This is a genomic window from Mucilaginibacter calamicampi, assembly GCF_042676765.1.
In the GTDB taxonomy this organism is placed as follows: Bacteria; Bacteroidota; Bacteroidia; order Sphingobacteriales; family Sphingobacteriaceae; genus Mucilaginibacter; species Mucilaginibacter calamicampi.
In genome coordinates, this window is sequence record NZ_JBHTHU010000005.1 from 474,504 (window position 1) to 487,546 (window position 13,043).

Here is a 13,043-nt window from a genome sequence, read left to right on the forward strand (position 1 = left end):
CGGGCTATGCCTTAATTGCCCGTACATCTAAGCTTTTAATTTGCTCTTTATAGGCTGGTGGTAGTAATGCGTTCCTAAAAAAGCCATCAATCCCTGCTTGCCTCAGTAATTTGTAAATACCCATAGCCGGTAGTATCCAAAGCCGTTTTTTAAAGTTGAGCAGACTGTTTACGTGTGGCGCAACTAAAATGCGCTGCACCTGCAATACAATTTGATACCTAAAGGCACCCAGGTGTTTTTTATATTGCTTATACAGATCGTAAGTAAAATTACTGCGCACCATGTTTTGCTTAAGGGATGCATGGCGCATTATATACCACTCCTCAATATTTGCAGGTAAGCCAGCTATCTGCATCCTTTTGCCCATGCGGTTAAATACATCAAATATTTCTTCTTTTTCCGCTTGGGTTAGCTGCCTGTCCAATAGTTCAAATGATCGTATGCTGTAATCTATCAGCATAAATAGAACATCACGGTAGGCCCAGTCGGGTATAGTAGCGCCGCGGTTTTGCTGTACACCTTTATGTATGGAGGTTATTTTATCAATGGCTTGCAAAGCGGTTGCCTCATCAGCAAAAATTATCACTCGTGAGTAGGTTATGGTTGAGAATAACCTGCCTAAAGGATCGGCAGGCAGCTTACCGGTAAAGTACAGCCAGTCAACAGCCTTGTTCAACGCAAATTCGGCGGCAGCGCCGGCAAAGATAAATAGTGTTGTGTCTGCACGCCCCCAGATCTGGCGCACAACAGAACTTTTGTCTACAAACGTTTTCATGCTGCAGCCTCCAGTTGTTTTATCCATTTATAACAGGGCAATAATATAGCCAAAGTAATAACGCCGAATGAACAGTCTATATATTGCCAAAAGAAAGGTATTCCCCTTATGCTGCCTGCAATAAAGGCCAATGGAAAAATAAGGACGGCTGCAATTATGCCAAACTTTATCACCCAGATATTGCGCACGGGGTCCATCAGCGGGCCGATGAATAGTATAGCCAGCATAACATGCGCAAAGGCCAGCCAGTCGGTGCCATAGCTAGTAAACGGATATTGCATGTTTATGTCCCTGATAGCTATATATACCTTATTTAGCCAGGTACTTAGCAAAGATGTGCCCTGTGGCTGACCCTTTATCAATAAGGCCAATTCGGTTTCGATAGGGAAGGCCGTAATACCGCTCAAAAACAATCCAATTATCACGGTCCATATGCACCATTTTACACGGGTTCTAATGTTATTTAAGTATGCTTCCATCTGTTGGTTTTAGTTTGTTTGTTTTTAAATAGGTCTCTATTCCAATAATTACCAATGTACCCAGGGCGTACATCAAAATATCGGTAAAAGAAAAAGAGGTCCCCAACACCGTTGCAGCCGTAGCTGATCTGCCCCAACCCAAAAGCGCCACCAAATGGAAATATTGAGATACCTCTATCAGGCAAGCAAAAACGAAAACCATTAAGGCTGTTTTTACCGGCGCGGTGTTAACAAAAGCTTTAGCAGCGCAGTAAACTAATATTACCACCAGCAGATCGCCAAAGTAGGGGCGTATAAAGTTATCATTGAGGTAAGCCGCTATTGCTGCTTCAACAATAAATAATGCAATAGCCAGAATAAAATAGAGGAAATGGAATTTCATATATAAAAGTACTTTGTAATGCAAAGTAAATGAATTTTATTCATCTTTCAAAAAATAAATAAACCTTTACATCAGTATTTTATAATAGGCAGATGGTATTTTTTTAATTTTTTTAGACAAGATTGAAAAGATATTCTATCTTTGCAGTCCGTAAAAAAAGGCAATAATTAGCTTTTTTATATTGGATATTAAATAAAAAGCATTTGTAGCTCAATTGGATAGAGCATCTCACTACGGATGAGAAGGTTTGGGGTTCGAATCCCTACAAGTGCACTGAGAACAAAGCCTTTCTGTATCAACCGTAGAAAGGCTTTTAATTTTTAAATAAGCATGCTCAACTTAGTACTCTTTGGCCCTCCCGGGGCTGGTAAAGGCACCCAATCACAAAAACTTATTGAAAAATATGGTCTTATCCATCTTTCAACCGGCGATTTGTTGCGTGGTGAAATTTCGCAGGGTACGGCTTTAGGTTTAGAGGCTAAAAAACTAATGGATGACGGATTGTTGGTTCCGGATGCTGTAGTTATTGGCATGATCAGCAATAAGCTTGATGCCAACAAAAATGCTAAGGGCTTTATTTTTGACGGTTTCCCGCGTACAACTGCACAGGCAGAGGCGCTTGATTCGTTACTAAAAAGCAAAAAGTCATCAATTACCGGTATGATTGCGCTGGAGGTTAATGATGATGAGTTAGAGAAACGCCTTTTATTGAGAGGCAAAGACTCCGGCCGGCCTGATGATGCGAATCCCGAGATCATCCGCAAAAGAATAAAAGAATACAACGATAAAACTACTCCGGTTGCCGAGTACTATAAGGCACAAAATAAATTTACCGGTATAAACGGTATTGGTACTATTGACGAAATAGCAGCAGCTATTGACGCGATAATTGCCGGTTATTAATATTTCGGATTTCGGATTTTCGATTTTCGGACTTGCCGATATAATATTTCGAATTTCGAATATTCAATTTCGAATTTGAGATATAAAATCAAAATGCACTGTGCCTTGTTGTAATACATGGTGCATAAATTCGAAATTCGAAATTTCAAATCCGAAATCAAAAATGTCTCAAGGTTCAAATTTTGTTGATTACGTAAAAATATGCTGCCGGTCCGGTCATGGCGGGGCAGGCTCTGCACATTTGCACCGCGACAAACATACCTCAATGGGCGGGCCTGATGGTGGCGACGGCGGACGTGGTGGCCATGTTATTGTAAAGGGTAACGCCCAGCTGTGGACCTTGCTGCACCTGAAATTCAGAAAGCACGTTATAGCAGGCGACGGTGAAAGCGGAAGTAGCGGAACCAGCACCGGAAAAACCGGACGCGATGAGATATTGGAAGTACCTCTGGGTACTATAGCACGCGATGCTGAAACCGGTGAGATCTTATTTGAAATAAACGAAGACGGCGAGACCCGCATTTTAACAGATGGTGGTCGCGGCGGTTTGGGTAACTGGCACTTTAAATCGCCAACCCAGCAAACCCCTCGTTTTGCACAACCCGGCGAACCCGGTAAAGAAGAGTGGAATATTCTTGAACTGAAGTTATTAGCAGATGTTGGTTTGGTGGGTTTCCCAAACGCGGGTAAATCAACCTTACTTTCAGTTGTATCTGCTGCCAAGCCTGAGATCGCTGATTATGCTTTTACCACGCTGGTACCCAATTTAGGTATTGTGGCTTATCGCGGCCATCGCTCGTTTGTAATGGCTGATATACCAGGGATAATTGAAGGTGCATCGCAGGGAAAAGGCTTGGGCATACGTTTCCTTAAGCATATTGAACGCAACGCGGTGTTGCTGTTTATGGTGCCTGCAGATACTAATCGTTCAATTAAAGAGGAGTTTGACATCTTGTTGAAAGAACTGAACGAATATAACCCGGAGTTAATGCACAAGCCACGCGTACTGGCTATTACCAAGTCTGATATGCTGGATGAAGAGCTAATGGCGGAAATGAAAAAGGAAGTACCTGCTGATATTCCATCCGTATTTATATCATCAGTTGCGCAAAAGAATATAGATCAGTTGAAGGACCTGCTTTGGGCCGAAATAAACAAGCAATAATTTATTCGTGATGATAGGGCTCGCCCTTTAGAATGGTAAAGGCGCGGTACAATTGTTCGGTAAATAACAACCGGATCATTTGGTGCGAAAACGTCATGCGCGAGAGCGAGAGTTTATCATTAGCCCTGTTGTAAACAGACTGATCAAAACCATAAGGGCCGCCTACAATAAATACAATATCCGCTGCGGCGTGTCCACGTTTTTCCAGGTAATTGGCGAACTGCTTTGATGATAGTTCGGCACCATGCTCATCTAACAATATCACAAAGTCGGTAACATTTATTTTTTTTAGGAGGAGTTCGGCTTCTTTAGTTTTTTGCTGATCCTGCGTTAGGGCTTTTGTGTTTTTAAGTTCCGGAAGCTCCACCACTTCTAATTTGGTATAGTGTTTTAGGCGTTTTACGTACTTATCAATACCTTCTTTCAGATAATTGTCCTCTGTTTTACCTATAACAAGGAATGTGATCTTCATAGCGCTAAATTAAAATATAAGTGCTTATTTAGCCGCAGATTTTATGGAAGATATAATTAACACCTATCAGGGCCACGCTGCCAATGCGGCTGCAGAAGCAAAACGCTTTAAAGAACAGGCCAACAGCTACTCGCTTTTGCGCCTGCTGGTTTTTTTCCTGATGGCGATATCTGTTTACGCGGGTGTTGTATCTGATAGTTTTTCTGTTATCGCGGTAAGCTTTGTAGTGCTTTTATTTTGGTTTGCCTGGCTGGTACAACGCCAAAGCATCTACGAGAAAAAGAGAAAGTATTACAACGACCTGGAGCGTGTTTATAATAACGAAATAGTAAGTATAACTCAAGGCATCAATATTTACGATACCGGGTCGCGTTATAGCAACGAAAAGCATTTTTATACTTCTGATCTGGATATTTTTAGTAATGCATCATTATTTGGCCTTATCAATCGCGCAGCTACTTCTTTAGGTAACCACAAATTAGCGGCCTGGTTAAGTGCGCCTGCCAGCCGGGATGTGATCATTTCGCGCCAGCAAGCGGCACAAGAAATTGCTGCCAAAGGCCAATGGAAGCCCGAATTGCAAACCCTGTTGTTGTTTGCCAATGGTACTGACATAAATCGCTTTCAGCAGTTGTTCAGTTATCTTAAAAGTCCGCTAAATATCCCCGGTGAGAAAGCGCTTTCAAAATACATAACAATAGCGCCCATTCTGTTAACAGCTGCAATTGTTGGTGCCTTTTTTAGTCCGGTTTTTAAGTTACTGGCGCTTGTTTTGGCGGCGGCTAACCTTATCATTGTATCTTCAAAAGGCAGCTATATTATTAAGTCATCATTTATTGCCGATAAAATAAGCGATGTTTTGGCGGCCTACGCCATAGCCTTTAATAAAATTGAGGCAGAGAAGTGGGATGCTCCCTTAAATAAGGAACTTGCCGGGCGGATCATATCTAAGCAAACATCAAAAAACATTGCTCAGTTATCACAACTCATTCATAAGCTGGGGTACAACCTGGTAATGATAGTGAACTTTGTGCTTAACGTTTTCTTTTTATGGGCACTTAAACAGGTTATAGCAATTGAAAAATGGAAGCGCGACAATTACCACGACCTTGAAGAAGCATTTGATGTAATAGCCGAATTTGAGGCCCTTTACAGCGTTGCAGGTTTACGCATCAATTATCCTGCATGGGCCCTGCCGCAGATAGCAGAAGGCGGCGGTTACACGGTAAGCGGTAAAGCGCTGGCACACCCGCTCATCAGGTCGTCGGGGCGTGTGGAGAATGATTACGAGTTAACCGATACTTTTAAGGTTGATATTATAACGGGCTCAAACATGGCCGGTAAAAGCACGTTTTTGCGCACCGTGGGCATTAACAGCGTGCTGGCCCTTTGCGGCGCGCCTGTTTGCGCCGAAAGTATGACGGTATCGGTAATTACGTTGGTGAGCTATATGCGGATCAAGGATTCGCTAAACGAAAGTACCTCAACCTTTAAAGCCGAGCTTGACCGCTTGCAGATGCTGCTGGCTGCTGTTGAAAACGAGCATAAGGTTTTCTTTTTAATTGATGAAATGCTGCGGGGAACTAACTCGGTAGATAAGTACCTGGGCTCAAAAGCGGTAATAGAACAACTAATTAAAAAGAAAGGCGTGGGCATGGTAGCAACGCACGATCTGCAAATTGCAAGGCTGGAAGACAAGTACCCGGATTATGTTCGTAACTTCTATTTTGATATACAAATAAGTAACGGACAGATGCTTTTTGACTACAAATTGAAGCAAGGCGAATGCAAAACCTTTAACGCCAGCCTGCTGCTAAAACAGATAGGTATTGATGTGGATACCGCCGATCAGGGTTTGTAAAACTTTTGTTGCCCTAACGCCTTCATATATTGTTTGTTATATTTGTTATAGCAACACTGCTGAATTCAATCGCGATATATATGAGGCGGATCAAGAAGTTTTTGATTTTTACTTTACTGCTTTTGCCTGTTGTTAGCAGGGCGAATTCGATCCTCTTACCCATGGACGAAGCGCAGAAAGAACATCTAAAAGCTTACGGCATCGCGTTTTGGGTTTTAAAAGCAGATAAAGAGGTCCAGTGGCTGCTTAACTATCGCGCAGGCAGCTTCCTGATTGATTACAGCAAAGCTTTAGAGGATGAGTGCAAAATACGCGGGGTGAGTTATGAGGTTGTAAGCGATGCCACCGTAAGTGGTATTATGACTACCATAAACGACCCTTCTGTAAATATGGATGTGGTTAAACTGCAGAAGGCGCCAAGGGTTGCTGTGTATTCGCCGAAAGATAAAGGGCCTTTGGAAGATGCCGTTGACCTGGTGCTTAAGTACGCCGAAATACCCTTCGATTATATTTATGATGAAGGAATTTTAAAAGGAGACCTCCCCAAATACGACTGGCTGCACTTGCACCACGAGGACTTTACAGGGCAGTTTAGCAAGTTTGGCAACGGCTTTGGCAATTACGAATGGAATATGCGTAACCGCCAGATGCAGGAGGATGTAGCTAAGAAGTTTGGCTACCCTAAGGTGTCAAAAATGAAATTGGCAGTTGCGCAAAAGATAAGGGAGTTTACCGCAGGCGGCGGCTTTTTGTTTGCAATGTGCTCGGGCGCAGATAGTTTTGATATAGCTTTAGCAGCGTATAACACAGATATTGTAGACAGTGAATATGACGGCGACCCCATTGATGATAATGCGCAAGCAAAGCTGGATTTTTCGCAAACCTTCGCGTTTCAGAACTTTACTTTACAGTTGGGGCCACGGGCGCGTAAGTTTAGCAATATAGATACACGCACGTTAAACCGCCTGCCAATGCAGAACGATTTTTTTACCCTGTTTGATTTTTCGGCCAAATGGGATATTGTTCCGAGCATGCTAACGCAGGATCATGAAAGGGTGATAAAGGGTTTCATCGGTTTGGCCACTGCCTTTGATAAGCAACTGTTAAAACCCGGCGTAACCGTAATGGGCGAACTTAAAACCGAAGGTGAAGCCCGCTACATACACGGCGAGTACGGCAAAGGGCAATGGACCTTTTATGGCGGCCACGACCCTGAAGATTATCAGCATTCGCCCGGGTCGCCGCAAACAGACCTTAAACTGCACCCCAACTCGCCCGGTTACCGGCTGATATTGAATAATGTGTTATTCCCTGCCGCGAAGAAGAAGAAACAGAAGACGTGATTTTTTAGTTGGCAGTTTTTAGTTGACAGTTTGCAGTTTTTCCTGGTTATAGGTGCCGTGTAATTAATTTACTGCCCACTGCAAACTACCCACTGCCAACTGAATAAACCTACTGATAAAAATTCCACCTCACACCAAACTTTAACATGCTTGATAGTTGCGGGTAACGGTTAACAGTATAATAACCTTTGCTGAATAATCCCTGATTGGCGTAATCGTACATCACCAGCAGATCTGTGTTTTTGATGTTGGCCTTTAAAAACACGCTGGCGAAAGGGTAGGAGGAGAACTGCACATCCGGCCCGTTGTAAAACTGTCCCAGCCCGGTGGCGTATGATGGTGCCGAATAAGGCGTATTATAACGCACAGTAAAGCCCGTTGAAGTACGCAACACTTTAAATAAAAAGGAATTAAGGTAGAAACTACTATAGGTATATACCTCGGGTATGCGCAGTGTTTTATCGTAATCGGTTTTCTCGTAAACCGCAAAGTTATCAAAGTGCCAGTTGCCAAATGCAAGGTTTTTGCCTACGCTTATTTTAAAAAGGTTTATAGGCGTTGAAAGTTGTACGGGGTGCGCATCAACACCTCCCGGCGATGATTCGTAATACAGGTAATCGTTCAATAAAAAATACTCCGCCTTTATATCAAATTTCAAAGCATCATTGATGTAATTGAATGACAGCGCCGTTGTTTTTTGATTAGCAAAGGTATTATTGAAGACATAATGATTAGTTATCCAGCTGGTTGCCATCAATGAGGGTGAACTGCTCTGTTGATAAGCATTTAATATAATTCTTCCGGCCTTATCACTGCCAGCCAGGAGCAACTTAGCATCATATAAAAAATCGCCGAAGTTGCGCCCCACAACAATTTGATTTACAGAGGCCTGTAAATTTATTTTGTCGCTAAGCCGGTAACTGGCACGCCCGTTAAGGGTGATGTTTTGAAAACTGGCCTGTTGCTGTTTTTGTGGCAATACCACCTTTAAGCCATATTGGTTAAGTACAGTATCAACTACGTACTGATTGTAATTGTAAAAGTCGTGTGTAAGGCCAATATCTAACTTAAACTCATTTTTTACAAACTGGCTTGATTTGCCACGCAGGTAAAAACTGTACGAAAATTCGTTTTGGATATTATTTACCGTTAACGAGTCTTTTGTTCTGTTTGAACTGAAATAATAGTCAGGGAAAACATGGTAAATATCCTGGTCAAGCACCTGATAAATGTATTTTTTCTGGCTTACATTTAAAGTGTGCGAAAAACGCTGCGTGGGTAAAATATTAGCGCTGCTTTTATTTTTAACAAGTGTAGTATCAATCCGGCCAACATAATAGAACTGTTTAATATGCAAGCCCATTTCCTTCCAGTTTTCGTAGGAATTTGGCAGGCGTACGCGCTCAGTGTTTCTGTCGAAGGAGCCACGGGCGCTGGTAAAAAGCGAATCGTTCAAAACCGAACCGGTTTCGGGCGATTTAAGGTTATTAAAAATTAGTGTACTTAATAAATTATACCGCTTGTTTTTTGATTCGTACCAGCTAAAAACATTGCCGGTAAGGTTGCTTACGTTTTGCCCTAAAATATTGGTGTTGGCATACGTTCCGCGCGAACCAAGAAAGTTTAAGCTAAACCCAACATTCCAGTTAGGCTTTACATTTTGCGTGTGGAAAGCTTTAAAATATTGTTCCTGCGAGCCGCCGGTAACCATTGTTAAAAGCGTGTAGGGCACGCGGGCATTAAAATAGTAAACATCATCGGTAGTAAACAACCAGGGCTCAAGGGCGTGTAATCCAACATCAAAGCCAATAGTTTTACGTGGCTCAATTAACAAGGGGCGGGCGGCGCGGCCCATGGTGCCGTCTAAACTTATTTTGGGGTTACGCGCGTAAAAAAGCGGGTTATAATTCTCAAAATCAGTAAGCGAGGTATCCAAGGGAAACAACTGCGTACTGTCGCGAAGCAGAGCTTCGTTAGTTATTTTAATAAAACGCGTGCTAAATATAACCGAATCCATGCGCTCGCGCTCGCGTTTGCGAAGCGTATCAAGCATTTGATCGTTGGTTAAGACTTTGGTACGGTTTCGCGTCGTGTCGTTATAGTTGTAGTTGTTTTGGTAACGCGGATCGTTATTGCCGTTGTTATATCCCCCGTTATTGTACCCGCCGTTATTATTGTAGCCCCCGTTGTTATTGTACCCGCCGTTGTTATACGGAGGCCCGTTTTGCGCAACAGTTGTTGTAACCCAAAAGCAACTCAATAAGAATAGTAAAAGGAGCTTTGATCTATCAGGCATTTAAACTTGCTATCAGTTCTTTTAATATCAACGTCATATTGGGTTCAGCAGTTTGCGCAACAGCGATGATCTCTTCTACTGATACAGGTACCAACTCTTCGCCAAAGCCTTCATCCGTTAGTACCGATATAGCAAAAACCGGCAAACTCATATGCCTGGCAACAATCACCTCGGGCACGGTACTCATGCCTACAGCATCGCCGCCAATAATGCGCAGATAACGATATTCGGCTTTTGTTTCCAAATTTGGCCCCGGCACAGCAACATACACACCTTTGTGGCAGGTAATATTGTTCTGTTTGGCAATTTCAAGCGCCTTGCTTATCAAGGTACGCTTATAAGGCTCGCTCATATCAGGGAAGCGTGGGCCAAGTTCCTCATTGTTTCTGCCGGCCAAAGGGTTTTCGGGTTGCAGATTGATATGATCTGATATCACCATCAGATCGCCCTTTTTAAAATCGGGGTTTAATGAGCCGCTGGCGTTTGATACAAACAAAGTTTCTATGCCAAGCATTTTCATTACCCTAACCGGGAAAGTTATCTCCTGCATACTATATCCTTCATAGTAATGCAACCGACCCTGCATGGCAACTACATTAACCCCTGCTAACTTGCCGAATATTAGTTTACCCGAGTGAAACTCAAGGGTAGATATGGGAAAATCAGGGATGTTTGAATACATCAGCTGCTTTTCAACCTCAATTTCGTTAACCAGGCCACCTAAACCTGTGCCTAAAACTATACCTACTTCGGGTTTAAAATCGCCTATGCGATTTTTTATATAACTAACTGTGTGGTAGATGTTCTCTAACATAATTTAAAACTGTTTGGTCAAAAATTTGCTGCTGCTGTAAAAATTTAACGCCTATAGGCTGTATATATACGGGCAGTTTATTAAGTATTTCTCTTAGTTCATGCAATGCTAAACGCTGCGCATCCTTTTCTGTTGTGATGATCAGTTTTTTTTCTGATTTGCACGCGCTAAAATCTCCCGCAAGTTTAGCGATATTTTTTAAGCTAAAGCTGTGGTGGTCGGGATAATTATGATGTATTACGTTTGAAGTTTGAGTTTTTATGTGATTAACCAACGGAGCGGGATTGGCTATACCTGTTAGTAAAAAAACAGTGGTGTCTGCATCAATTTTGGCGTTGGTAGGTTGTCCATTAATGTCATTCAGAGGCAGATAGCTTATAGCTAAAAAAAATAGCTGCTGATAGGGGAGCGGGTTTATTTTATCAGTTATCTTTTTTTGCGCGGCATCGCTAATATCTTCGGGACATTTGCTGATTACTATTACATCCGCGCGCCAGCGGCCGCCAAATGATTCGCGCAAGTTTCCGGCAGGTAACAAAAACTGAGGCTGCTTTATGCTATTGTAATCAAACAACAATATACTCAACCCGGGTTTCACTGCTCTGTGTTGATATGCATCGTCAAGAATAATCAGATCGTGATATGCTTTTAGTTGTTCAATTCCAAAAACCCGTTTCTCGCAAACCGCCACTGTAATTTCAGGAAACTTGTGTTTAAACTGCGCGGGCTCATCACCAATTTGAGCAGCGTCGGCGTCGTTACCCGCTATAACAAATCCTTGTGTATCCCGGCCGTAACCCCTGCTAAGCGTGGCCAGTTTGTGTTGTTTTTCTAAAAGGCGTATCAAATATTCTGTCATGGGGCTTTTGCCTGCACCGCCAACTTCCAGGTTACCCACCGCTATAACGGGCGTATCAAACTCATGGCTTGCAAACAATCCTGCATCATAAAGCCAATTGCGCATCATAACAACAAGGCCGTAAATAAGCGAGAATGGAAATAAAAGCAAACGCAGGTATTTCATAGCGCGAAGATAGTGATTGATTGATTGAAGATTGGTTTTTAAAGATTAAAGATTAGTAGTAGCAATTCTGGTAATATGCAAAAACCAATCTTTAATCTTTAATTACTAATCGTCCTCACTCCGTTTTCATTCTTTTTTGAGCGGCACGCTTAAACTCATAATCGCCGCCCAATAAATATCCCCAGGGTTTTGTGCTTTCTATCCTGTCGAATATGATTTTAAAGATGGCAATAACCGGGATGGAAAGAAACATACCCGACAAACCCCACAACATTTCGCCTAAAATAATGCCGAGGAAAGTTATCAATGCATTTAGCCTCACTTTAGATCCTACAACCGTGGGCAATAGTAAATTGGCATCAACAGCATGTATAATAATTATGCTTACAGCAACGCCAACGGTGTTGCTTACCGGGCCGGTGGCAAAAGTTATGGCCACACTTAAAACAAGCGCGGTAAAAATTCCCAGATATGGAATTATGTTAAAAAGACCAACTATAATGCCCAGCAGCACAGCATATTTAATGCCGATCATCCAGAAGGCGGTGCAGGCAATTGCGCCAACTATTATCATTTCAAACAGTAAACCTAAAATATATTGGCGCAGAATACTTTGTATGTTTTGCGCTATATCGTTTACAACGTGGCCATGCTCTTCCTTAAATACTTTTAACACAAACCTGTAAAGCAGCCTGCGGTAAAAAAGTATAAAAAAAGTAAAAATCATTATAAAAACATAAAACAACACTAATGACGAAACCGCGCCAAAAGTGGTGGTTATAACCTGGCTGCCTGAAGAAATTAGCTTTTTCGCGGTATCGTCAACCAGTGTTTTTTGGCTTTCGAGATTGATCTGGAGCCTTCCCTCTATCCAATGCGAGAGGTCATCGATTGATTGTGTAAGCTGATTTTTAAGCATGGGCCAATCAGCTGTTAAGCGCGATATCTGAGCGCCAATTAAATAAAGTATGGCCGTAACCATACCTACAAGTAAAATAACAGAAAGAAACGACGATACAGAACGCGGCATGCGCCACTTACGCTCAAAGAAATTAGAAAGCGGCAACAGTAAAATGGCAAACAGAAAGCCAAACATCAACGGATCAAGCAATTCTTTTCCCTGCACAATTAAATAGCCCAGTACTACAAAGCCTATCAGTATTAATGCTAAACGTTCATAAAATGGGGCAATTGTATTTTTTGGTACCATATGGGTTTTAAACTAATGCGCTAAGCTAGCTGTTTATTTAATGTTTTGAATATAGCGATATATTACCAAACGGAAAGTTGCGCCGGATAATGTGGCAGACATTTTGCAGCATGTTCAATTATTTAACTAATGAAAATGTTATGGCAAAGTATTCTGAAAAAGCAGGCGAAAAAGTAGAAAAAACCATGCACGAAATGAAGGAAGGCAATCTTAAAACCGGTAGCGGCAAAAAAGTTACCAGCAAAAAGCAAGCGATAGCTATTGGTCTTTCAGAAGCCCGGAAAGAGGGGGCTAAGGTTCCTAAAAAGAAAGATTGATC

13 protein-coding genes and 1 tRNA gene are annotated in these 13,043 nt (G+C 42.2%); 6 read left to right on the plus strand and 8 right to left on the minus strand.

Annotated features, from left to right (window positions below; all coding sequences use genetic code 11):
- Positions 1-4 precede the first annotated feature (4 nt).
- Genes ACFQZS_RS07780 through ACFQZS_RS07790 form a run of 3 tightly spaced genes read right to left on the minus strand, consistent with a single transcriptional unit; the run spans position 5 to position 1,636 of the window.
- The gene (locus ACFQZS_RS07780) at positions 5-775 is read right to left on the minus strand and encodes an oxygenase MpaB family protein (protein WP_377098929.1); all 771 of its coding nucleotides are present in this window, start codon (positions 773-775) and stop codon (positions 5-7) included.
- Positions 772-1,254, minus strand: coding sequence for a hypothetical protein (locus ACFQZS_RS07785; RefSeq protein WP_377098931.1), 483 nt, complete (start codon positions 1,252-1,254; stop codon positions 772-774). Before ACFQZS_RS07785 ends, ACFQZS_RS07780 begins: the two co-directional genes overlap by 4 nt.
- Positions 1,235-1,636, minus strand: coding sequence for a ribosomal maturation YjgA family protein (locus tag ACFQZS_RS07790; RefSeq protein ID WP_377098933.1), 402 nt, complete (start codon positions 1,634-1,636; stop codon positions 1,235-1,237). The genes ACFQZS_RS07785 and ACFQZS_RS07790 overlap by 20 nt, the downstream gene beginning before the upstream one ends.
- A gap of 199 nt (positions 1,637-1,835) precedes the next feature.
- Here ACFQZS_RS07790 and ACFQZS_RS07795 point away from each other — a divergent pair.
- The 3 genes from ACFQZS_RS07795 (at position 1,836) to obgE (ending at position 3,704) form a co-directional block, all read left to right on the plus strand.
- A tRNA-Arg gene (locus tag ACFQZS_RS07795) sits at positions 1,836-1,909 on the plus strand.
- 57 nt (positions 1,910-1,966) lie between these two features.
- A complete protein-coding gene (locus ACFQZS_RS07800; protein WP_377098935.1) occupies positions 1,967-2,539 on the plus strand; it encodes an adenylate kinase in 573 nt (190 codons plus the stop codon).
- Between the two features lie 163 nt (positions 2,540-2,702).
- On the plus strand, positions 2,703-3,704 hold the full coding sequence (gene obgE / locus ACFQZS_RS07805) for a GTPase ObgE (protein WP_377098937.1): 1,002 nt from the start codon (positions 2,703-2,705) through the stop codon (positions 3,702-3,704).
- A gap of 1 nt (position 3,705) precedes the next feature.
- Here obgE and rlmH read toward each other — a convergent pair whose 3' ends face one another.
- Positions 3,706-4,176 (minus strand): 23S rRNA (pseudouridine(1915)-N(3))-methyltransferase RlmH, encoded by a 471-nt coding sequence (gene rlmH / locus ACFQZS_RS07810; protein WP_377098939.1) that lies wholly within the window; start codon positions 4,174-4,176, stop codon positions 3,706-3,708.
- Between the two features lie 43 nt (positions 4,177-4,219).
- Here rlmH and ACFQZS_RS07815 point away from each other — a divergent pair, with 43 nt between their 5' ends.
- Positions 4,220-6,037: a MutS-related protein gene (locus ACFQZS_RS07815; protein WP_377098941.1), complete on the plus strand. Its 1,818-nt coding sequence runs from the start codon at positions 4,220-4,222 to the stop codon at positions 6,035-6,037.
- Positions 6,038-6,198: 161 nt separating this feature from the next.
- Positions 6,199-7,380, plus strand: coding sequence for an asparagine synthetase B (locus tag ACFQZS_RS07820; RefSeq protein ID WP_377098943.1), 1,182 nt, complete (start codon positions 6,199-6,201; stop codon positions 7,378-7,380).
- 109 nt (positions 7,381-7,489) lie between these two features.
- Here ACFQZS_RS07820 and ACFQZS_RS07825 read toward each other — a convergent pair whose 3' ends face one another.
- The 4 genes from ACFQZS_RS07825 to ACFQZS_RS07840 all read right to left on the minus strand — a co-directional run bounded on the left by ACFQZS_RS07825 (position 7,490) and on the right by ACFQZS_RS07840 (position 12,724).
- Positions 7,490-9,676: a putative porin gene (locus tag ACFQZS_RS07825; protein WP_377098945.1), complete on the minus strand. Its 2,187-nt coding sequence runs from the start codon at positions 9,674-9,676 to the stop codon at positions 7,490-7,492.
- Positions 9,669-10,490: a purine-nucleoside phosphorylase gene (locus ACFQZS_RS07830; protein ID WP_377098947.1), complete on the minus strand. Its 822-nt coding sequence runs from the start codon at positions 10,488-10,490 to the stop codon at positions 9,669-9,671. The genes ACFQZS_RS07825 and ACFQZS_RS07830 overlap by 8 nt, the downstream gene beginning before the upstream one ends.
- Complete coding sequence (gene lpxK / locus ACFQZS_RS07835) at positions 10,462-11,514, minus strand: tetraacyldisaccharide 4'-kinase (RefSeq protein WP_377098948.1); 1,053 nt, start codon at positions 11,512-11,514, stop codon at positions 10,462-10,464. Before lpxK ends, ACFQZS_RS07830 begins: the two co-directional genes overlap by 29 nt.
- Positions 11,515-11,629: 115 nt before the next feature.
- Positions 11,630-12,724, minus strand: coding sequence for an AI-2E family transporter (locus ACFQZS_RS07840; protein WP_377098950.1), 1,095 nt, complete (start codon positions 12,722-12,724; stop codon positions 11,630-11,632).
- Between the two features lie 140 nt (positions 12,725-12,864).
- Between ACFQZS_RS07840 and ACFQZS_RS07845 the strand changes: the two genes are divergently transcribed.
- Complete coding sequence (locus ACFQZS_RS07845; RefSeq protein WP_377098952.1) at positions 12,865-13,041, plus strand: DUF6496 domain-containing protein; 177 nt, start codon at positions 12,865-12,867, stop codon at positions 13,039-13,041.
- Positions 13,042-13,043 lie beyond the last annotated feature (2 nt).

What these genes read in the sequence shown, in the direction of transcription:
- ACFQZS_RS07780 (WP_377098929.1), bottom strand. Translation starts at nt 775, where the DNA reads ATGAAAACGTTTGTAGACAAAAGTTCTGTTGTGCGCCAGATCTGGGGG.
- ACFQZS_RS07785 (WP_377098931.1), bottom strand. Translation starts at nt 1,254, where the DNA reads ATGGAAGCATACTTAAATAACATTAGAACCCGTGTAAAATGGTGCATA.
- ACFQZS_RS07790 (WP_377098933.1), bottom strand. Translation starts at nt 1,636, where the DNA reads ATGAAATTCCATTTCCTCTATTTTATTCTGGCTATTGCATTATTTATT.
- ACFQZS_RS07800 (WP_377098935.1), top strand. Translation starts at nt 1,967, where the DNA reads ATGCTCAACTTAGTACTCTTTGGCCCTCCCGGGGCTGGTAAAGGCACC.
- obgE (WP_377098937.1), top strand. Translation starts at nt 2,703, where the DNA reads ATGTCTCAAGGTTCAAATTTTGTTGATTACGTAAAAATATGCTGCCGG.
- rlmH (WP_377098939.1), bottom strand. Translation starts at nt 4,176, where the DNA reads ATGAAGATCACATTCCTTGTTATAGGTAAAACAGAGGACAATTATCTG.
- ACFQZS_RS07815 (WP_377098941.1), top strand. Translation starts at nt 4,220, where the DNA reads ATGGAAGATATAATTAACACCTATCAGGGCCACGCTGCCAATGCGGCT.
- ACFQZS_RS07820 (WP_377098943.1), top strand. Translation starts at nt 6,199, where the DNA reads ATGGACGAAGCGCAGAAAGAACATCTAAAAGCTTACGGCATCGCGTTT.
- ACFQZS_RS07825 (WP_377098945.1), bottom strand. Translation starts at nt 9,676, where the DNA reads ATGCCTGATAGATCAAAGCTCCTTTTACTATTCTTATTGAGTTGCTTT.
- ACFQZS_RS07830 (WP_377098947.1), bottom strand. Translation starts at nt 10,490, where the DNA reads ATGTTAGAGAACATCTACCACACAGTTAGTTATATAAAAAATCGCATA.
- lpxK (WP_377098948.1), bottom strand. Translation starts at nt 11,514, where the DNA reads ATGAAATACCTGCGTTTGCTTTTATTTCCATTCTCGCTTATTTACGGC.
- ACFQZS_RS07840 (WP_377098950.1), bottom strand. Translation starts at nt 12,724, where the DNA reads ATGGTACCAAAAAATACAATTGCCCCATTTTATGAACGTTTAGCATTA.
- ACFQZS_RS07845 (WP_377098952.1), top strand. Translation starts at nt 12,865, where the DNA reads ATGGCAAAGTATTCTGAAAAAGCAGGCGAAAAAGTAGAAAAAACCATG.